Raw genomic sequence first — 20112 nt, 5'->3', positions numbered from 1 at the left:
AGTGTACATGAAGTGGCTTTGAAATGCGTAAAATACGCCATTGATTTGACTCTTGAGAACACACGATGAAAACCCTGCTGCTGGTCGATGGCTCCAGTTATTTATACCGCGCGTTTCACGCCATGCCGGATTTACGCAACTCAGCCAACGAGCCGGTCGGGGCGATTCAAGGCGTGCTGAATATGTTACGGCGCCTGCACAAGGACTATCCCTCTGATTACAGCGCCTGTGTGTTCGACGCCAAAGGCAAAACCTTCCGCGACGACCTATACCCAGAATACAAGGCCAACCGCGCCAGCATGCCAGACGATTTGCGCGTGCAAATTGAACCGCTGTATGAAACCATCCGCGCCATGGGCTGGCCGCTGATTATTGAAGAAGGCGTAGAGGCCGACGATGTGATTGGCGCACTGGCCAAACAGGCTGAAAAAGAGGGGATCCGTACCATCATCTCGACTGGCGATAAAGACATCACGCAACTGGTGAATGACCATATCACGGTGGTCAACACCATGCGCGATGCCTTCCGTAAAACCGATGATGTATTGGATATTGCCGGAGTAGAAAATAAATTTGGCATCCCGCCCAGCAAAATGATCGACTACCTGACACTGGTCGGGGATAGTGTAGACAATGTGCCTGGCGTGGAAAAAGTCGGGCCGAAAACGGCCGTTAAATGGCTCACCGAATACGGTTCTCTCGACAACATTGTTGCCAATGCCGACAACATTAAAGGCGTGGTCGGTGAAAACCTGCGCAAAGCCCTACCCTGGTTACCGACGGCACGCGAGCTGATCACCATCCGCTGTGACATCGGTATCCGTGAGCATTTTGATGAACTGATCCCCAAAGCGCCGGACAAGCCTGCACTGCTGGCTCTGTTTGACCATTTTGAGTTTAGAAGTTGGAAGCGCGAATTAGACAAATTGCCAGACGGTGCAACCGCGCCAGTGATTGAAAATCCGGCTGCACCGACCGCCGAGGAGGTTGCCGGGCAAACCAGTAGCGACTACTCGCCAGATACCCGACGGCTGTACCAGACCATTTTGTCGGACAGCGAACTGGAGACCTGGCTGGCCAAGTTGGCACAAGCCAGCTTGATTTGCTTTGACACCGAGACCACCTCTCTAGACCCCATGCAGGCCAAAATTGTCGGTGTCTCGTTTAGCGTGACCCCTGGTGAAGCAGCGTATATCCCGCTCACCCATGATTACTTTGATGCACCTGCGCAACTGGGATTAGCCGCAACCTTGGACAAACTCAAGCCCATTCTGGAAAACCCAAACATTCAAAAAGTCGGCCAAAATCTCAAATACGATATGCATGTGCTGGCCAATCATGGCATTCACCTGCAAGGCATCGCGCATGACACCCTATTGCAATCCTATGTGTTTGAGAGTCACAAAGGGCATGGCATGGATGAGCTGAGCGAGCGCCACCTTGGCATCGCCCCCATCAGCTACGAAACCGTGGCTGGCAAAGGCGCAAAACAAGTGCCATTCAGCCAGGTGACTGTAGAGGTCGCCGCCGAATATGCCGCTGAAGATGCCGACATCACCCTGCAATTGCATCACGCCCTTTATCCGCAAGTGACGGTGTCAGACAAACTGCGCTTTATTTATGAGCAGGTGGAAATGCCCAGCATGCAGGTATTGCAACGCATGGAACGCAACGGCGTGTTGATCGACAGCCATATGCTCAACCGCCAGAGCAATGAAATTGGCCTGCGGTTGATGGAGATAGAAAAACAGGCGTTTGAACTGGCCGGGCAACCGTTTAACCTTGGCTCCCCCAAGCAATTGCAAGAAATCCTGTTTGGCAAACTCGGCATCAAGCCCTTGAAAAAAACGCCTTCCGGTGCCCCCAGTACCGACGAAGATGTATTGCAAGAGCTGGCACTGGATTACCCGCTGCCCAAGGTAATTCTGGAGCACCGCAGTTTAGCCAAGCTTAAATCCACCTACACCGACAAACTGCCAAAAATGATCAACGCGCAAACCGGGCGGGTGCACACCAATTACAATCAGGCCGTCGCCATCACGGGCCGCCTGGCCAGCTCAGACCCCAACCTGCAAAATATTCCGGTGCGCACCGCCGAAGGCCGACGCATCCGCGAAGCTTTTATCGCCCCGCCCGGTAGCCAGATCATCTCGGCGGACTATTCGCAGATTGAGCTGCGCATTATGGCGCATCTCTCACAAGATGCAGGGATGCTGACTGCGTTTGCCAATAACGAAGATATCCACCGCGCCACCGCCGCCGAGATTTTTGGCGTGGACAAAACTGCGGTCGATAACGAACAACGCCGCTATGCCAAAGTCATCAACTTTGGCCTCATCTACGGCATGAGCGCGTTTGGCCTGGCGCAAAACCTCAATATCGAACGCGGTGCGGCAGCCAACTACATCGAGCGTTATTTCGCCCGTTATCCCGGCGTGAAAGCCTATATGGAAAACACGCGCACACTGGCAAAACAGCAAGGCTATGTTGAAACCTATTTCGGCAGACGCTTGTGGGTGCCAGAAATCAACAGCGCTAACGTACAAAGAAGAAACGGCGCCGAACGTGCCGCCATTAATGCGCCCATGCAAGGTACCGCGGCTGACTTGATCAAACTGGCGATGATTGCCGTGGACAAATGGCTGACTGAGCAAAAACTGCAGACCAAACTGATTATGCAGGTACACGATGAACTGGTGCTTGAAGTGCCGGACGCAGAGCTGGCATTAGTGAAAGAAAAACTGCCGCAACTCATGCAGGGTGTAGCACAATTGTCAGTGCCGTTGTTGGCGGAAGTGGGCGTAGGGGGGAATTGGGAGGGGGCGCATTAGTGGTTGAATGCGACTTTGGATTTCTAGCAAATCCTATCAAAGGTGACTTTCTAGATGTATCAATTACGCCTCTTCCAAATCATAGTGAAATATTAGATGCGCTAAAAGAAGTATCTCACAGAGATGGTTTTTACTATCCACCACAAACTGCTTTATATGAAGTAGATTTTTTCTCAAAAGATCTAAAAGATAAAATCGAAAGATCAGAGAGACCGGCATCCGTGTTTTTCATGCCACCATCTCATCATCTATCAATTCAAAACCCTATATGCACATCCGGTGATAAAGGTACTGATACAACTTTGCTTATTTTCTTGCTTGCATATTTGTACGGTACCAGATTAATGCCAAGCAACTGGAAGTTTGATGGTCGAGTGCCTATTGAATCAGTCAATAACATTTACATCACTACAGCTACCACCTTTGACTTCCTTGAGCAGGTTTACACATGGTGGAAAAATTTGAGTGAGCCCTTGAGGGTTAAATTTGTAAACATATTGTATGTCTTTAATCGCGCCAGAAGTCTTGAGTGGGAGTGGGATATTTTCATGCACCAATACATGGTCTTTGATTCACTTTACAAGCTTCATCTTGAACTTCAACCACATGTCACTGCAAAAAATCAAAAAAACCGTTTCAGAATTTTGTGCGATGCATATAGCGTTTTCAATGAGGACTTAGTGGATCAAATCTATAAAGTAAGAAATAATTTAGTTCATGAGGCAGTTTGGTTAGATTCAACTATTGGATTTGGCTCCTCTGATACAAATGCTTATCAGCTTCCATTTCATCTGGCCAGATTAAATACCCGCATCATTGCCGGAATCTCAGGCTATAAAAATCAATATACCCGCTCTCCTTGGTGGTGCATGGGTACTTTTAGTTTTGACAAAAAACTGTAAATGATTAACTTGTGCTATTTGCTTTATGAAATATTCCAAAATGGATTCCCGTTTTCACGGGAATGACGGAGTTTGGCGGACCTTGCAAGCGTATAAGCCTACAATATAACCTGAGAACAAAAAGTCATTTAAACCCTTACAAATTCATCAAACAGACTATTTTGCTTCAGATGGACCAAGTTCGTCATTCCCGCGAACGCGGGAATCCATGTTGACTTTAAATAAACTGAGTCATCGCCAATGAAAAAGCCTTGCGTTTATATCCTTGCCAGTGCGCCGCGCGGAACGCTGTATATCGGCGTTACAAGCGATTTGATTGCGCGTGTTTGGCAGCACAAGGAGGGCTTGGTGGATGGCTTTACCAAGCAATATGCCGTGCATCATCTGGTGTATTATGAGCAATGCGAGGATATGCTAACGGCCATTGCTCGTGAAAAGCAGCTAAAAAAGTGGAACCGCGCCTGGAAACTTGAGCTAATCGAAAACAGTAACCCTCAATGGCGAGATTTATATTTCGAGCTAGTTTAATGAAAATAAGACAAATCCACTCTATGAATATGCTGACTGTCAGTCATGCTTAAATGTTTACACTAAAGCATGTTAAAACGTGATTACAGTGATGCATTCTAAGTGCATCATCGAATAGCAACATTTTCTCCTGGCGCACTTTTCAACCTTACCTATTATCAGCCGCGTCCTGTTCATTAAAAACACCGAATGTAGTACTGTGTTAAAAACTGAATTTCAGAGACACTTTAATTAACTCTTAAAAAGGCTTATCAACCATGAAATCCACCATCATTATTGGCATATTTCTTATCGCAGCCGGTGCAGCAGGCCTCATTTTCAAAGGCTTCAGTTACGAGAGCAAAGAGACTGTGGCAAAAATTGGTTCTTTAGAGGCCAATGCAGAGATCACCAAAGAGGTTGAGGTTCCACAAGCGCTGAGCCTGATTGTGATTGCCGCCGGGGCGGCTTTATTGATCATTGGCCTCAAAAAATAAGCGTGCACTGCCTTGATCGCAATACTTGCCAGCGCTTAGCAAGTATTGCGAGTCAGTTTAATCTGACAAGTTTTTCCTACACGGGCTGACAGATGGCAGATGCGCCTGCGCTTAGCATACAGCTTCATCACAACAACAAGGGAGTATGCACATGCTTTGGACAATTGTCGTAGGGATTATTGCCGGTTGGTTGGCAGGCTTAATTATGAAAGGCGATGGCTTTGGCCTGATTTGGGATTTGGTACTTGGCATTGCCGGTGCGGTAGTAGGTGGCTGGCTGTTTGGCCTGCTCGGTTTGAGTGCCAGTGGCGGCATGATAGGGAGCATCGTGGTGGCAACGATAGGCGCCGTGTTCCTGATATTTATTTCCCGTCTACTCAGGTCAGCTTAAAGGCAAATTTTAAAACTGCCTGATATCTTAATATTTTTGTAGCAGACCTCAGCTGGAAAAGACTACTTTTCCAGCTTCTCCTTTTTTGGCTTGATACATTGCGTTATCGGCCTTCTGTAATAAGGCCTCTATTTCCTCAGCAGTGTTTGGCTTGCCATAGGCAATGCCTATGCTACACCCCACATGGATCTGATGACCAGATTGCAGCTTGATCGGCTGCTTGATGATTTCGATCAACTTCTCTGCCACCATGCTGGCAAGTGCTTCCGGGTGGCTTGAGAACGTGAGCAAAATCACGAATTCATCTCCTCCGTAACGGCAGACCATATCTGCTTCTCGTAAGACATTCGGCAAGCGCTGTGCAATACTCATCAACACCTCGTCCCCCACGGGATGCCCATAGGTGTCGTTGACGGCCTTGAATCCATCCAGGTCCACAAACAATAAAACAACGCCTTGGTGGTCGTGCGCCGCGTGCAGTTGGCTCACCATGCCATGCATCATGCTCAACATGCCGCGCCGGTTGAACAAACCGGTCAAAGGATCTTCAGTGAGCAGCTTTTCTAAGGCCGATTGTTGCTGGCGAAACACGGTCAAATCCATCAAAAAGCTGATACAAAAGTCCAGCTCCTCTTCAATGACGCGTGTCAAGGCGATCCGTAACGGGATTTCACGGCCATCGGCGTGTACCCCATTGCGTTCCGCCACGACTTTTTGTGCCTGGTCATGTTGCCTGCGTTTGCGCGATAAAGTGCTCAGCTGCTTCCAGTCAGGAATCATCTTGGCAATCTGGCGGCCGGCCATGGCTTGCGACTGCACACCAAACATCGCTTCAAAAGCGCGGTTCACCATCTGGATATGCCCCTTGGCATCTGTGATGACAATGGCATCTATCGCATGCTGAAAAATGACCCGCATCTGATGCTCCTTGAACTGGAGCTCCCTGGCCAATTGACGTTGGCGGGTGATCATCGTTTGTGCCAGGACACCACCCAGCAAGGTCACAACGCCCATGGTTACCAGCAATGAGAGATACAATCGGTCTACCGTGGGGACGGGTTCACTAAACTGTGGGGTGCCAATAAAACGCGCCGCGGCCATGCCTAAATAATGCATACTGGTAATGGCAGACGCCATCACCAGCCCGCTCAAAAGATGGCGCCATGGCCTCAATGAAGGGGATCGTGTGCAAAATTGATGAAACCACAACGCCATGATCGCCAACCCCAGCGCAGCGAGCACTGACATCATCACCAACCAGGGGTTAAATACCAGCGCGGCCGAAGTTTGCATCGCCAGCATGCCCGTGTAATGCATCACCCCAATACCGACGCCGATCAAGGTACCACTCAACCATAAATCGTAAGTATGTTTTCTGACATGGGCCATCCATTGCATGGCTGCCCAGGACGCAATAAACGCAGGAAATATGGAGAGTAAGGTAATGACCAGCTCGTATTGAACGGTCGTGCACAGCTCGAACGCCAACATGCCCAAAAAATGCATGCCCCACACCGCCACCCCCATGGCGAGTGCGCCACCGAGCATGGCGAGATGACGGTCCCGCTTGAGGTGAAATTGTCTGGATACCTCGGCCAGATGCATGGCAATCACAGAGGCGATGAGCGCAATCAGATAAGACAAGCCGACCATCAACGGTTCATAACGCGATGAGATGATGGCGCCAGCTGGACTTACAAAATCAAAGAGAAAACTGTTCAAAGGGTTTCCTTCGATCCTCTGCAGATCATGGGCAAAACTTGAACGCATCAGTAGCGGTCACACGCAAGCGTTTCTCCCCTGCTGCCTGCCCAGCGCCTATTCACAATGGGGCAATCCCGCCGTGTGATTTTTAGCAATTGCTTGGTATTATGCTGCTGTTAAAAATCACTTTCAATCGCCATTTACTCAAAATAACATGCGCCAGTTTGGTATCTATATTATTGGGGACGAGATCCTGTCAGGGAAACGCCAGGATGCGCATCTAAGCAAGGTCATTTCACTATTGTCTGCCCGCGGCCTGCAACTCAGCTGGGCGCACTTTATCGGCGATATCCCCGAACAGATCACCAGCCTGCTCAAAGCCAGTATGGCCCGTGGCGATGTGGTCTTTAGTTTTGGTGGCATCGGCGCCACCCCGGATGACTACACCAGGCAATGCGCGGCCGCGGCAGCGGGCGTCCCCATCGAACGGCATGCGGGCGCCGTCGCGAATATTGAAGCGCAATATGGGGAAGCCGCTTATCCCAAGCGGGTTCTCATGGCTGATTTTCCGCAAGGGTGTGAGCTCATCCCCAACCCGGTCAACCGCGTGGCCGGATTCAGTATTCACGAGCATTATTTTGTGCCGGGCTTCCCTGAAATGGCGCATCCGATGGTGGAGTGGGTGCTAGAGACTTATTACAGCCACCTGTTTCATGGCCAGGACTATCTGGAGCAAGCCATTGTCGTCACTGAGGCAGGTGAAAGTGATTTGATTGACTTGATGAACAGCATGCTCAGCCGTTATCCCATGCTCAAGTTGTTCAGCTTGCCGCGTACCAACCAGCGCCGCACTACGGAAGTCGGCCTCAAAGGCGAAAGTGCGCATGTAATTCAAGCCATGCTAGAGTTGAAGGCTGGCGTGTCTGCCCTAGGCTACCCCTGGGTGGATGTGTAAGCCCGGATGGACTGCCGCCCTCACTGCGGAGCCTGCTGCATTGCCCCGTCCATCAACAGCCCGATTCCCGGCATGCCAAATGGCAAGCCAGCGGGGGTACCCTGCATACAGCTTGATGACCAGTTGCGATGCAAATTGTTTGGTAAGCCGGAGCGGCCGGCGTTTTGCGGCGGCTTAAGTCCCAGCCTCGAAATGTGCGGAGAAGAAGCACAAGGGCGGCAATATGCGATTGAATGGCTGAGTGCATTGGAGCGTGCCACTCAGCCAGGCAAGCCTAATGGAAAATCTGGATTTAACGCTGACGATAAGCCCGGCGCATGAGCCAGATCCCTGCCAGGATCATAGGGAGACAGAGCCATTGCCCCATACTCAAGCCCAGCGATAGCAGGCCCAAGAAACTATCCGGCTCGCGCGTAAACTCAACCAGAAAACGGAAACTGCCATAACAGAGCAAGAACATGGCTGACACCGCACCGATGGGGCGTTTTTTGCCAGCAAACCACCAGAGAATCAGGAACAGTGCAATGCCTTCGAGCGTAAACTCGTATAACTGTGATGGATGGCGCGCCACCTGATCCACGGCTGGAAACACCATGCCCCAATCCGCATTGGTTGGTCGCCCCCATAACTCGCCATTAATAAAATTTCCCAGCCGCCCTGCACCCAGGCCAATCGGCACCAAGGGCGCAACAAAGTCCATCAATTGCAGCCAAATCACGCCACGCTTGCGGGCAAACAAAGCCATCGCCACCATCACGCCGATAAATCCACCATGAAACGACATGCCGCCTTGCCACAAGGCGAAAATCTCTAGGGGATGCTGCAGGAAATAACCAGGCTGGTAAAACACCACATAGCCTAAACGTCCGCCAAAGACGACGCCGAGTGCGATATAAAACAGCATGTCATCCGGATCGCGCGCTTGCCAGGGCGAGTTGGGGTCAAGTTTTTGCAAACGCTTGACCTGATATTGACCCAGCCATAAACCGCCAAAGAAGCCGATCAGGTACATCAGGCCATACCAGTGGATGCCAAAACTGCCAATTTGCAATGCGATTGGATTAAAGCCCGGATGGGTAAACATGCCGTATCACCGTGAAAAAAATTGAATTATAACTGCTGACCTTGCCTGCTCAGGCAAACTGTTGCGAAAAGCGACACAATTAGCGCTGCCAGTTGCCTGCATGATCACCTAAGCCATGCGCCAGACCGCAAACAGACTGATCACGGCCATGCAAGAAAGATAAGCACCTACCCAAGCCAAACCGCCCTGGCTGACCAGATACTGGGCAATGGCTGGTGCGAAGGATGCCCCTAGGATACCCCCCAATTGATAGCTGAGGCCTGCCCCGCTGTAACGCACCGCTACCGGAAACTGCTGTGGCAGAAAAGCGCCCATAGGCGCAAAGGTGACGCCCATTAAAAACAGCGCAGCAAACAGGAAGAGCAGGATGAGCCAGCTATCCGCACTACCTATGAGCGGTGCCAGAGCAAATCCCAGCAAGACAGCCAATCCTTGTCCGAGCATCAGTACCGGCCGCTGACCAACCTTGTCCGAACACCAGGCCGCCAGCGGCGTCGCCAGCGCCATGCCAAGCACCGCAATACACAGCAAGCCCAGAAAAACGGGGCGCGGAATATGCAGGGTTTGTGTGCCATAACTCAGGCAAAACACGGTTGCCGTATAAAACAGGTGATAGCAGACCCCCATCGCCAGCGCACCGAGGACGATGGCCCGTCCATGCTGTAACAATAGCGGCTTGAGCGGCCAGCGATGCAATTGTTTTGACGATTGTGCTTGTGCAAATACGGGCGTTTCCGCCAGCTTGAAGCGGACATACAGTCCGACCATGACCAGCACTGCACTGATAATAAAGGGTACACGCCACCCCCATTGCTCAAATTGCGTCTCCGTCAGCCCCAGGCTTAAGGCTAAAAAAGTCAGCGTGGCGAGTAAAAATCCTATCGACGGCCCAAGTTGCGGAAACATGCCAAACCAGCTGCGGCGGTGCGCAGGCGCATATTCGGTGGCCAGCAAAGCCGCTCCTGCCCATTCACCGCCCAAGCCTAGGCCTTGCCCAAACCGCAACAAACAAAGCAACACAGGCGCCCAGAGCCCCCATTGGTCATAGCCTGGCAAGACGCCAATCAAAAAGGTTGAGCTCCCCATGACCAGCAACGACCCTGCCAGCGTGGATTTGCGGCCAATCCGGTCACCAAAATGACCGAACAACAATGCGCCTAATGGCCGCGCAATAAAAGCGAGCCCAAAGGTAAGCAAGGCGTTTAGCGACTGCACTGCTGGCGCACTGGCAGGAAAAAACACCTGGCCTATGACCAGGGCTGCTGCCATGGCATAGATATAAAAATCGTAAAATTCGATGGCTGTGCCAATAAAACTGGCAAAAGCGATGTGTTTGAGAGAGGGCTGCGGCATCGCAGCATATTAGCTGGCAGACCAGAAATTTCCAAGCCAACACTGACAACAACAACGGCAATAAAAAAACCGGAAGGTCACCCTCCCGGCGTCATATGGTTATCTCAGCTTACTTGGCAGTATCAGCTTTTTTCTTTAACGGCTCTGGATCCCAGCCTGCGCCCAAGGCCTTAAACAACGACACCGTTGCAGTCAGGGTATTTTGCCGGCTCTGCACCAGGGCTTGTGTGGCCTCGTTGTGGTTACGTTGCGCATCCAGCACCTCCAGATAGCTAGAGTAGCCGGCCTGATAGCGGTTCTGCGAAATCCGCAGGATATTAGCCGTGGTTTTTTGCTTGGACTCAGCCACAGTTTCCTGCTCACGATATTGCCGGGTATTCACCAGCGCATCATTCACCTCGCTAAACGCCGTACGCAGGGCAGCCTGATAATTAATGACCGCCTGCTTCTGTAAGGCAGAAGCCTGGTCTACCCTGGCGTTCAAGCGACCACCGTTAAAAATTGGCAAGCTTGCGGCAAAACCCAGCGTCCAGATTTTGGCAGGTGCCGTAAACAGGTCACTCAGAATTTTACTCTCACCACCATATGCGCCGGTGAGTGACAAGGTCGGATACAAGGCTGCTTTTGCCAACTTCACATTCGCATGGGCTGCAATCAAATCCTGCTCAGTCTGGCGGATATCAGGACGCGATTCCAGCAAGGTAGAAGGCAAGCCCGCGGGCGGCATTGGTGGCATCGGCATAGACATTAAACCGCCGACCGGGATTTTGACACTTAAATCGGCGGTCAACACCCCTAGCTGGTGTTCGCTGACTGACCGTTGGCGCTGCAATTCCAGCGCTTGCGCGCGTAAATTGGTGACCACCAGTTCTGCCTGATTCACATCCAGGGCAGTATTCACGCCTGCATCCAATTGCCGCTGGGTCATCGCCAGGCTTTCCTGCGCCGTTTTGATGTTCTCGGCATTGACGGCCAGCTGGCCATCCAGGCTACGGATTGCCAGGTACTGATTGGCCACAAGACCGACCAACGACCAACGCACTGCCTCACGTGCATATTCTGTAGACAGCAAATTCGCCCTTGCGGCGGCATTTGCGGTTCTCAGCTTACCCCAGACATCCAGCTCAATACTGCCGTTTAACGCCAGTTTATTATCGTTACGCGGGTTGACGCCAAAGACCGGGTTAGGACCTGCGCCTGTGATTCTGGTCCGTGTATTACTGTTGTCCAAGGTGATGGTAGGCAAAACATTGCCTGAAGTTTCACGCGCCACGGCATCGTATTGTTCAATCCGGGCGACAGCGAGCTGCACATCACTGTTATTGGCTAGTGCCTGATCAATCAGCTTGTTTAACAGCGGATCATTAAACAGCGACCACCATTGCTGCATTTGCGCCGCAGGAACTGCAGTGGATGTGCTTTCAGGTTCAACAAACTTTTGTGGCAAGGGACTCTCGGGGCGGCTATAAAGTGGCCCCAGCAACTGGCAACCTGCCAACGACAGGGTTGCCAGTGCGACGATGAGTGGGCGTTGTACCCACGTCAGTTGTTTTACTGTCGGTTTCATACCGCTTCCTCTTCTTCAATATGACCATGGTGACGCACTTTTTTCTCGTTGGTCAGCCAGGTAAAGAACAATGGGATAAAGATCGTAGCAATAAAGGTTGCCAGCAACATGCCGCCAAACACACCTGTCCCCATGGACTGGCGAGCCGCAGCCCCTGCACCGGTGGCGAATACCAGTGGGATAATCCCCAGCACAAAGGCCATAGAGGTCATCACAATCGGTCTAAAGCGCAAGCGGGCTGCTTCGAGGGCTGCTTCAGCCAACGGCATCCCTTCTTCCATTTTTTGCGAGGCAAACTCCACAATCAGGATGGCGTTTTTAGCCGCCAGGCCAATCAGGGTAATCAAGCCAATCTGGAAGTAGATATCGTTGTTCATGCCACGTGTCAGCACGGCCAGCAATGCTCCAGTCATCGCGAACGGGATCGCCATAATCACCGCCAATGGCAATGACCAGGTTTCAAACTGTGCCGCCAAGATCAGGAACACCATAATTGTGGCGAAACCAAATGCCACAAGCGCAGCGGAGCCGGTGCGTTTTTCCTGGTAGGCCTGCCCGGTCCAGGCAATCTGGTAGCCATCCGGCAAGTTTTCCTTGGCAATTTTTTCCACCAGTTTAATCGCATCGCCAGAGCTCACACCAGGCGCGCCACTACCGAACACTTTGGCAGACAGCAGGCCATTGTAGCGTTCCAACTGCTCGGCACCGACGATGTTGCTCACTTTGGCCAACGCAGACATTGGCACCATATTGCCACTCGGATTATCATCCGTAGGCTGGCTGCGTACATACACCTTACCCAAGTCCTCAGGCTTCATGCGGTAACCCGCCTCGGCTTGTAATTGCACGCGGTAAGTGCGGCCATTACGGTTAAAGTCGTTGACGTAGAGCGAGCCCATGGTGCTCTGCAAGGTCGCGTAAATATCCGCGATTTTCACATTCTGCGACAAGGCCTTAGGTTCATCTACCTCAATGTACAACTGTGGTACGGTGGGGCGGAAGAAACTGTTAATGCCAGTCAGTTGTGGATTGGCACGCATCGCATCCATAAAGTTGTTCATGACCTGCGACAACTTGATGGGATCCGTATCCCCCTGGCTCTGTACGTAGACTTCAAAACCACCGGCGGACCCCAACCCTCGAATCGCAGGCGGGTTGACGGCAAAACCCATGCCATCCGGCTGGCTCATGCCAATACCGATCAGCTTGCCCACCATTTGATCCGCATTGGTAGTACGCGCATCCCAATCTGTCATACGCACAAACATGGTTGCCGCATTGGTTTTGTTCGCTCCAGTGAGCAATTCAAAACCATTCACCGCAAACTCATGCGCCGTCGCAGGATCCTTGGCCACTGTGGCCCGGATATTTTCGGTCGTCTGCGAGGTCCGTTTCAAGGTGGCGCCGTCGGGCATGACCACAATACTGATCACATAGCCCTGATCTTCAGGCGGCACAAACCCGCCTGGCACGGTGCGGAACAGGAAGATCATCACCACCAGCATGACACCGAACACGACTGCACCGATGATCTTGTGGCGCAAGGTCATACGGACGGTACCAGTGTAAAAATTGGTCAGACGGCCAAAACCCTGGTTAAACTTCTTGAAAAAAGCATTCTCATGATGACCACCGCTTTTCAAAATCATCGCGCACAGCGCTGGGGTCAACGTCAATGCGACCACCCCTGAGATCACGACCGAGATCGCGACGGTTACCGCAAACTGGCGGTATAACTCACCGGCAATCCCGCCCTGGAAAGCAACCGGCACGAACACTGCACAAAGCACCAGCACAATCGCCACCACGGCGGCTTGCACCTGAGCAATTGATTTAATCGCCGCATGTAAAGGATTTAAGCCCTCCTCTTTCATCAGGCGCTCGGTATTCTCAAGCACCACGATCGCATCATCCACCACAATACCGATGGCGAGAATCATGGCGAACAAGGTCAACAAGTTAATCGAGAAGCCAAAGATATATAGACCAGCGAAGGTACCCACAATCGAAATTGGCACGGCAATCATCGGGATCAGGGTTGCGCGCCAGCTTTGCAGGAACAGGAACACCACAATCACCACCAGCACCAGTGCCTCACCAAAGGTATGGAACACCTCTTTGATGGTGGCTTTCACAAAGTCACTGGTGTCATAGGGAATGTTGTATTCCATACCCTCTGGGAATTTGGCTTTTAACTCCTCCACCTTGGCCTTGATGGCATTGGCAGTATCCAGCGCGTTTGCACCGGTCTGCAAAAAGATCGGCATCGCCACACCGGCCTGACCATCCAAGGCAGAAGCTACGTTGTAGTTTTGCGCCCCAAGCTCAATCCTGGCTACATCCTTAAGGTAGAGCACCCCGCTCGGCCCTTGCGCACGCAAAATAATGTTTCCGAACTGTTCAGGGTCAATCAGACGCCCTTTGGCAGTCACGGTAAATGCCAGTTGCTGGTCAGGTAATGCGGGCTCAGCACCGATTTTACCAGCAGCATATTGCGCGTTTTGTGCACTGATGGCGGCAGAAATATCACTGGTTGAGACGCCGAGTTGCGCCATGCGGTCAGGGCGTAGCCACACACGCATGGAGTAATCCTGGCCACCAAAAATGGTGACATCGCCCACACCCTTGATGCGTTTGAACTCGTCCAGCATATTTAAGGTGGCATAGTTGCTCAGGAACAAACGGTTATGTTCTTTGTTTTTTGAGGTGAGCATCACCACCAGCAGAATGTCATTCGAGCGTTTCTGCACGACCACACCCGTCCGGCGTACGTCCTCTGGCAACCTAGGCAGCGCAATATTCACGCGGTTACTGACGTTAAATGTCGCCTGGTTAACATCGGTGCCAATATCAAACGTAGCAGTGATGGTTAACGTTCCGCTACTATCCGAGCTTGAGTTAAAGTAGAGTAGGTTTTCCACGCCGCTCAATTGCTCTTCAATTGGCGCTGCCACTGTTTTAGAGAGTGTCTCGGCACTTGCACCAGGGTAACTTGCCGTAATCAACACGGTGGGTGGCGCGATTTGCGGATACTGGGCAATCGGTAATTTAAATGCAGCAGCTAAGCCTGCCAACACGATGATGATAGACAGCACGCTGGCAAAGATCGGGCGCGTGATAAAAAATCGGGTCATATCGTTTTCCCTGAGACGGACCTGGTCACAGCCCAGGCCCTTGGTAACATAATGGGCTTATTCAAAAAGAGGATGCGTGCATCAGGACTTGACTGGCGCAGCAGCCCCTTGCGCAGGCGCAGCCTCTGGAGCGTGCGGCGCAACGGGTGCACCGGGCCTGACTTTGATCAGATTATCAATAATCACCTGATCACCAGCCTTCAAGCCTTCCAGTACGGTCCAGCGGTTATCAAACCAGCCACCGGCCACAATCGGCCTGACCGCAGCAACCGTTTTGCCATCTTTATCTTTTTCAGCCACAAATACAAACTTACCTTGTTGACCGGTCAATACAGAGGTCTGCGGTATCAGGAACACGCCATCGCGTTTGCCTGTGGTCAGACGTACCCGCACAAACTGGCCTGGCAGTAATGCACTGTCAGCATTCTGGAATTCTGCCCTGAGCTGTTGCGTCCCCAATGCCGGATCAATTTGGCTGGCAGAAAAGTTGATTTTGCCGGATTGGCGGTATTCAGAATTGTCAGCCAGGATCAAACGTACATCTTGCACACGTCCTGGACGCAGATGTCCGCCCAAGGCCATGAGTTCGGATTCAGACAAACTGAAACGCACCCAAATTGGTGACAGTTGCACAATGGTACTGAGCAAAGTGGTGTTGGCACTGACCAAGGCCCCTTCAGATAAAACGAAACGACCAGCAATTCCGCTTTCCGGCGCCTTGACATGCGTATAGGACAGATTTAATTCCGCCTCTCTCAGTTGGGCCTGATATTGCAGCAAGGTCGCAGCGGCCACAGAGTTATCTGAAACCGCATTGTCATATTCACGCTGACTAATAGAGCGGCTATCCAGCAAGCCTTTGAGACGTTGGGCTTCACGTGCCGTCTGTTCAATTCTGGCCTTTTGCTGTGCAATCAGGGCCTTGGCCTGATCCACCTGCAACTGGAACGGCACCGGATCAATCAAGAACATATCCTGCCCGGCCTTGACCGCATCCCCTTCTTGGTACAGGCGCTTAAGCACAATGCCACCAACGCGGGGGCGCACTTCAATCTGCTTGGCACCTTCAGTTTGGGCCACCACTTCGGTCTGCACCGGGATGGTTTCAGCGGTTACCGTTTGCACAGTGACCGGCATCGCTGGCATACCACCTGCGGCTGGATTTTGCTGCTGTGAAGATTTTCCGCAAGCACTTAATCCCAAGCTTAATGCAAGCACGAGCAAAGCGCGACGAGGCTGGATAGTCTGTGAAATCAACATGTTATCCTCTTAAAGTTTTTAAAATAGACTTGATTACATACACTCTTGGATGTATATTATATACAAACAAGAATGTATGTAAATGGGTTTTGTAAAAATTCTGCCTGTTACTCAGTTGTCACAATCAGCAAATGACCCCTGATAAAATACGTCATTTAAATGAATCATTCATGAACTTTTGAAAGAGCGATGAATACTTATGGTACGTAAAACCAAAGAAGATGCCGCCATCACCCGCCAACGGATTATTGATGCTGCCCGCGAAATGTTCCTGCAAAAGGGCGTAAGCCGCACCAGCCTTGAACAAATCGCCTCCAATGCCAGCGTTACCCGCGGCGCGGTCTATTGGCACTTTCAGAACAAGGCCGAGCTATTTCACGCCATGCGTGAAGAAGTCTATTTACCCTTGATAGACCGCATGGATGACACTTTGCTGGGAAATGCAGACGATTCCAATATTGATCCACTGGGCCGCATTCGCAAACACCTGGAAAACACCGTACAGATTCTTAACGACGACACCACCACGCGTGCGACTTATGAAGTCATGATGACCAAATGCGAATATGTCGATGAGTTTGCCGAGGTGCTGAAATCTATTTTAGGTAACTGTAGCGGACTCGTGCATAAAATGGAACAAGCTTATGCCAAAGCGCAGGAAATCGGCCAAGTCGGCACCCAGCTCAGCCCGCACGAGTTGGCGTGGGACACCCACCTGTTTTTCTCAGGCTTGCTGCATATGTGGGTCAAAGACACCGAAGGAACATTATTCCGTGACCGCGCCATGCAATTGATCCACACACACATCAACCTGCGTAAAAAATAAGCAAAATTCACCGTTAAACATTCCCTCATCGGCGATTTGCAGTTAAAATAGTCAGTCTTTTCACTGACTTACCCAACCATGCAAATCGGACCGCATCAACTCAAGAATAACCTGGTGGTTGCCCCTATGGCGGGCGTGACTGACCGTCCTTTCCGCATGTTGTGCAAAAAAATGGGTGCAGGGCTCGCGGTGTCCGAGATGGTGACCTCGAACTCTTTATTATATGGCAGTGAAAAAACCAAACGCCGCGCAAATCATGAAGGTGAAGTCAGCCCGATCTCGGTACAAATTGCCGGTGCCGAGCCAGCGATGATGGCCGAGGCAGCCAAACACAACGTCGATAATGGCGCCCAAATTATCGACATCAATATGGGTTGCCCAGCCAAAAAGATCTGTAACGTCATGGCTGGGTCTGCGCTCTTGCGGGATGAACCCCTGGTATCCCAAATCCTCAAAGCGGTGGTCAATGCTGTCGATGTACCAGTCACCCTGAAAATCCGTACCGGCTGGGATAGACAAAATAAAAATGCCATCCAGATTGCCAGAATGGCTGAAGACATCGGCATCCAGGCGCTGACGATTCATGGCCGCACCCGTAACGACCTTTATCATGGCGATGCAGAGTACGACACCATTGCCGCCGTCAAACAGCAAATCAATATTCCACTAATTGCCAATGGGGATATCACCACCCCGGAAAAAGCCAAGTTTGTGCTGGATTACACCAAAGCCGATGCGGTTATGATCGGCCGTGCTGCACAAGGCCGCCCTTGGATTTTCCGTGAAACTGAGCACTTTCTGAACACCGGCGAGCACATGCTGCCACCCACTGTCGATGAAATCCATCAGGTCATGCTAGAACATCTGCATGATTTGTATGCGTTTTATGGCGACCTGACTGGCATGCGCGTGGCACGCAAACACATTTCCTGGTACACCAAAGGCTTGTCCGGCTCTGCCGCCTTCCGCCACAACATGAACACGCTGCAAACCATAGAATTACAGTTACAAGCCATCAATGACTTCTTTGCCGAGCTCCGCGCGAAAAATGACCGCCTGGTCTATGCCGAAGCGCATGAACTGGATCAAGAAACCGGGACCCAGGAGCTCGCAGCCTAATGCAAACCGATAGCAAATTAAGTCTCGCTGTACGCGAGTCTCTGGACGATTATTTTACGCATCTGGATGGGCAGCCTCCACACGCGATCTACGAGATGGTGCTGGGCTGTGTAGAAAAGCCCATGCTGGAATATGTACTGAATAAAGTGGGCGGCAACCAGAGCAAAGCCGCCGACATGCTGGGCATTAACCGCAACACCTTAAGAAAAAAAATGGCCGCCTACGGCCTCGAGTAGCAATATCCGGGTCTGATGACACCCAAGCATCAGACCTTTTCCATTTTTAGGCCTTTTCATTTTTATTTTTGCAACCCCATTCAATTCATTATGACGATTAAACGCGCGCTTATCAGTGTTTCCGATAAAACCGGTGTGCTTGAACTGGCACAATCCCTGCACCAGCTGGGTGTAGAAATCCTTTCCACGGGCGGCACAGCCAAACTGTTCCGTGACCACCAGATTCCAGTGAAAGAAGTCAGCGACTTTACCGGCTTTCCAGAAATGCTGGATGGCCGCGTCAAAACACTGCATCCTAAAGTCCATGGTGGCTTGTTAGGCCGCCGCGATTTACCTGAGCACGTGGCCGCCATGCAGCAATATGGTATTGAGAATATCGATTTGTTGGCAGTCAACCTCTACCCGTTTGAAGCGACCGTGGCCAAGCCTAACTGTACCCTTGAAGATGCCATTGAGAACATTGATATCGGTGGCCCGGCAATGGTGCGATCCGCCGCCAAAAACTGGAATGACGTGGCCGTACTGACAGACGCCGCACAATATGCCGAGGTTGTCAGTGAGCTGAAGGCCAACCATGGCAGCGTTTCTAAAGCCACCCGCTTTAAGTTGTCTGTCGCGGCATTTAACCGCATTGCCCAATACGATGCGGCTATCAGCAATTACTTGTCCGCCATCGACTTTAGCGAAACCGAAGCCGCAGGCAAACCGGTTTTAAGCCAGTTCCCTGGCCAAATGAACAGCAACTTTGTCAAAGTACAAGATCTGCGCTATGGCGAAAACAGCCACCAGCAAGCCGCCTTCTACCGTGACCTGTACCCGGCTCCCGGCAGCCTGGCAACTGCGCAGCAACTGCAAGGCAAAGAGCTAAGCTACAACAATATTGCGGATGCGGATGCCGCATGGGAAGCAGTGAAATCATTCACAGGCCCAGCCTGTGTCATCGTCAAACACGCGAACCCATGTGGTGTGGCTGTCGGCATCAACGCGCTGGAGGCCTATAGCAAGGCATTTAAAACCGACCCGACTTCCGCGTTTGGCGGCATCATCGCGTTCAACACTACCCTGGATGGCGCTGCAGCAGAAGCCGTGAGCAAGCAATTTGTAGAAGTCCTGATTGCGCCAGACTTTACACCAGAAGCCTTGGCTATTTTCACTGCAAAAGCCAATGTGCGTGTATTGAAAATCGCCCTGCCACAAGGCGGTAGCACACCTTGGGCGCAAGGCCGCAATGCCGTGGATTCTAAGCGTGTCGGTTCCGGCATTTTGCTGCAATCCGCTGACAACCATGAGATGCAATTGGCTGACCTCAAAGTTGTCACCAAACTGCAACCGACACCGCAACAAATGCAAGACCTGTTGTTTGCCTGGAATGTGGCTAAATACGTCAAGTCCAATGCGATTGTGTTCTGTGGCAATGGCATGACATTAGGCGTGGGCGCAGGCCAGATGAGTCGTGTCGACAGCACCAAAATCGCCGCTATCAAGGCACAGAATGCCGGCTTGAGCTTGCAAGGGTCAGTCGTCGCTTCTGACGCCTTCTTCCCGTTCCGTGATGGCGTCGATGTCTTGGCCGATGCCGGTGCCAGCTGTGTCATCCATCCAGGTGGCAGCATGCGCGATGAGGAGGTCATTGCCGCCGCCGACGAGCGTGGTTTGGCCATGGTGGTGACTGGCATTCGTCACTTTAGACATTAATTCTACTTGCCACAGAGCGCACAGAGAACTGCTTAAATGATGGTTTTCTCT

General features: G+C 51.5%; 17 protein-coding genes. 11 read left to right on the top strand and 6 right to left on the bottom strand.

Annotated elements, in window-relative coordinates:
• Nucleotides 1-65 precede the first annotated feature (65 nt).
• From polA to ACIDF8_RS01390, 5 genes are all read left to right on the top strand, one after another.
• Nucleotides 66-2831, top strand: coding sequence for a DNA polymerase I (gene polA, locus ACIDF8_RS01410; RefSeq protein ID WP_412008840.1), 2766 nt, complete (start codon nucleotides 66-68; stop codon nucleotides 2829-2831).
• A complete protein-coding gene (locus ACIDF8_RS01405) occupies nucleotides 2813-3733 on the top strand; it encodes a hypothetical protein (RefSeq protein WP_412008839.1) in 921 nt (306 codons plus the stop codon). The genes polA and ACIDF8_RS01405 overlap by 19 nt, the downstream gene beginning before the upstream one ends.
• A 240-nt stretch (nucleotides 3734-3973) precedes the next feature.
• Nucleotides 3974-4261 (top strand): GIY-YIG nuclease family protein, encoded by a 288-nt coding sequence (locus ACIDF8_RS01400; RefSeq protein ID WP_412008838.1) that lies wholly within the window; start codon nucleotides 3974-3976, stop codon nucleotides 4259-4261.
• A 257-nt stretch (nucleotides 4262-4518) separates the two neighbouring features.
• The gene (locus ACIDF8_RS01395) at nucleotides 4519-4737 is read left to right on the top strand and encodes a hypothetical protein (protein WP_412008837.1); all 219 of its coding nucleotides are present in this window, start codon (nucleotides 4519-4521) and stop codon (nucleotides 4735-4737) included.
• Between the two features lie 151 nt (nucleotides 4738-4888).
• Nucleotides 4889-5128 (top strand): GlsB/YeaQ/YmgE family stress response membrane protein, encoded by a 240-nt coding sequence (locus ACIDF8_RS01390; protein WP_412008836.1) that lies wholly within the window; start codon nucleotides 4889-4891, stop codon nucleotides 5126-5128.
• Between the two features lie 48 nt (nucleotides 5129-5176).
• Here ACIDF8_RS01390 and ACIDF8_RS01385 read toward each other — a convergent pair whose 3' ends face one another.
• Nucleotides 5177-6850 (bottom strand): diguanylate cyclase domain-containing protein, encoded by a 1674-nt coding sequence (locus ACIDF8_RS01385; RefSeq protein WP_412008835.1) that lies wholly within the window; start codon nucleotides 6848-6850, stop codon nucleotides 5177-5179.
• Between the two features lie 196 nt (nucleotides 6851-7046).
• Here ACIDF8_RS01385 and ACIDF8_RS01380 point away from each other — a divergent pair, with 196 nt between their 5' ends.
• Nucleotides 7047-7787 (top strand): competence/damage-inducible protein A, encoded by a 741-nt coding sequence (locus ACIDF8_RS01380; protein ID WP_412008834.1) that lies wholly within the window; start codon nucleotides 7047-7049, stop codon nucleotides 7785-7787.
• A 6-nt stretch (nucleotides 7788-7793) separates the two neighbouring features.
• On the top strand, nucleotides 7794-8108 hold the full coding sequence (locus ACIDF8_RS01375) for a YkgJ family cysteine cluster protein (RefSeq protein WP_412008833.1): 315 nt from the start codon (nucleotides 7794-7796) through the stop codon (nucleotides 8106-8108).
• Here ACIDF8_RS01375 and lgt read toward each other — a convergent pair.
• The 5 genes from lgt to ACIDF8_RS01350 all read right to left on the bottom strand — a co-directional run bounded on the left by lgt (nucleotide 8080) and on the right by ACIDF8_RS01350 (nucleotide 16185).
• A complete protein-coding gene (lgt, locus tag ACIDF8_RS01370; RefSeq protein ID WP_412008832.1) occupies nucleotides 8080-8871 on the bottom strand; it encodes a prolipoprotein diacylglyceryl transferase in 792 nt (263 codons plus the stop codon). The two genes, ACIDF8_RS01375 and lgt, sit on opposite strands and share 29 nt — an antisense overlap.
• A gap of 108 nt (nucleotides 8872-8979) precedes the next feature.
• On the bottom strand, nucleotides 8980-10224 hold the full coding sequence (locus ACIDF8_RS01365; RefSeq protein ID WP_412008831.1) for an MFS transporter: 1245 nt from the start codon (nucleotides 10222-10224) through the stop codon (nucleotides 8980-8982).
• 109 nt (nucleotides 10225-10333) lie between these two features.
• Entirely contained in the window at nucleotides 10334-11791 is a 1458-nt protein-coding gene (locus tag ACIDF8_RS01360; protein ID WP_412008830.1) for an efflux transporter outer membrane subunit, read from the bottom strand.
• A complete protein-coding gene (locus ACIDF8_RS01355; RefSeq protein WP_412008829.1) occupies nucleotides 11788-14925 on the bottom strand; it encodes an efflux RND transporter permease subunit in 3138 nt (1045 codons plus the stop codon). Before ACIDF8_RS01355 ends, ACIDF8_RS01360 begins: the two co-directional genes overlap by 4 nt.
• 81 nt (nucleotides 14926-15006) lie before the next feature.
• On the bottom strand, nucleotides 15007-16185 hold the full coding sequence (locus tag ACIDF8_RS01350; protein WP_412008828.1) for an efflux RND transporter periplasmic adaptor subunit: 1179 nt from the start codon (nucleotides 16183-16185) through the stop codon (nucleotides 15007-15009).
• A 199-nt stretch (nucleotides 16186-16384) separates the two neighbouring features.
• On the opposite strand from ACIDF8_RS01350, the gene ACIDF8_RS01345 reads away from it, so the two are divergent.
• The 4 genes from ACIDF8_RS01345 (at nucleotide 16385) to purH (ending at nucleotide 20061) form a co-directional block, all read left to right on the top strand.
• Nucleotides 16385-17011: a TetR family transcriptional regulator gene (locus tag ACIDF8_RS01345; protein WP_412008827.1), complete on the top strand. Its 627-nt coding sequence runs from the start codon at nucleotides 16385-16387 to the stop codon at nucleotides 17009-17011.
• A gap of 78 nt (nucleotides 17012-17089) precedes the next feature.
• Entirely contained in the window at nucleotides 17090-18130 is a 1041-nt protein-coding gene (gene dusB, locus ACIDF8_RS01340; RefSeq protein ID WP_412008826.1) for a tRNA dihydrouridine synthase DusB, read from the top strand.
• Nucleotides 18130-18366 carry a helix-turn-helix domain-containing protein gene (locus ACIDF8_RS01335; RefSeq protein ID WP_412008825.1) on the top strand — a complete coding sequence of 79 codons (237 nt, stop codon included), beginning with the start codon at nucleotides 18130-18132 and terminating at the stop codon, nucleotides 18364-18366. Before dusB ends, ACIDF8_RS01335 begins: the two co-directional genes overlap by 1 nt.
• Nucleotides 18367-18456: 90 nt before the next feature.
• Complete coding sequence (gene purH, locus ACIDF8_RS01330; RefSeq protein WP_412008824.1) at nucleotides 18457-20061, top strand: bifunctional phosphoribosylaminoimidazolecarboxamide formyltransferase/IMP cyclohydrolase; 1605 nt, start codon at nucleotides 18457-18459, stop codon at nucleotides 20059-20061.
• The last annotated feature ends 51 nt before the right edge of the window (nucleotides 20062-20112 follow it).

Origin of the sequence: Methylophilus sp. 3sh_L, assembly GCF_046766015.1 — a bacterium.
Classification (GTDB): Bacteria; Pseudomonadota; Gammaproteobacteria; order Burkholderiales; family Methylophilaceae; genus Methylophilus.
Note: the sequence above shows the minus strand (reverse complement) of the source record. Positions and strands in the feature narration are given on the sequence as shown.

Excerpts from the sequence above, each read along its gene's own strand:
- ACIDF8_RS01345 (WP_412008827.1), top strand. The coding sequence starts at position 16,385 with ATGGTACGTAAAACCAAAGAAGATGCCGCCATCACCCGCCAACGGATT.
- ACIDF8_RS01400 (WP_412008838.1), top strand. The coding sequence starts at position 3,974 with ATGAAAAAGCCTTGCGTTTATATCCTTGCCAGTGCGCCGCGCGGAACG.
- ACIDF8_RS01395 (WP_412008837.1), top strand. The coding sequence starts at position 4,519 with ATGAAATCCACCATCATTATTGGCATATTTCTTATCGCAGCCGGTGCA.
- ACIDF8_RS01360 (WP_412008830.1), bottom strand. The coding sequence starts at position 11,791 with ATGAAACCGACAGTAAAACAACTGACGTGGGTACAACGCCCACTCATC.
- ACIDF8_RS01335 (WP_412008825.1), top strand. The coding sequence starts at position 18,130 with ATGCAAACCGATAGCAAATTAAGTCTCGCTGTACGCGAGTCTCTGGAC.
- dusB (WP_412008826.1), top strand. The coding sequence starts at position 17,090 with ATGCAAATCGGACCGCATCAACTCAAGAATAACCTGGTGGTTGCCCCT.
- polA (WP_412008840.1), top strand. The coding sequence starts at position 66 with ATGAAAACCCTGCTGCTGGTCGATGGCTCCAGTTATTTATACCGCGCG.
- ACIDF8_RS01390 (WP_412008836.1), top strand. The coding sequence starts at position 4,889 with ATGCTTTGGACAATTGTCGTAGGGATTATTGCCGGTTGGTTGGCAGGC.
- ACIDF8_RS01375 (WP_412008833.1), top strand. The coding sequence starts at position 7,794 with ATGGACTGCCGCCCTCACTGCGGAGCCTGCTGCATTGCCCCGTCCATC.
- ACIDF8_RS01350 (WP_412008828.1), bottom strand. The coding sequence starts at position 16,185 with ATGTTGATTTCACAGACTATCCAGCCTCGTCGCGCTTTGCTCGTGCTT.
- purH (WP_412008824.1), top strand. The coding sequence starts at position 18,457 with ATGACGATTAAACGCGCGCTTATCAGTGTTTCCGATAAAACCGGTGTG.
- ACIDF8_RS01380 (WP_412008834.1), top strand. The coding sequence starts at position 7,047 with ATGCGCCAGTTTGGTATCTATATTATTGGGGACGAGATCCTGTCAGGG.
- ACIDF8_RS01365 (WP_412008831.1), bottom strand. The coding sequence starts at position 10,224 with ATGCCGCAGCCCTCTCTCAAACACATCGCTTTTGCCAGTTTTATTGGC.
- lgt (WP_412008832.1), bottom strand. The coding sequence starts at position 8,871 with ATGTTTACCCATCCGGGCTTTAATCCAATCGCATTGCAAATTGGCAGT.
- ACIDF8_RS01355 (WP_412008829.1), bottom strand. The coding sequence starts at position 14,925 with ATGACCCGATTTTTTATCACGCGCCCGATCTTTGCCAGCGTGCTGTCT.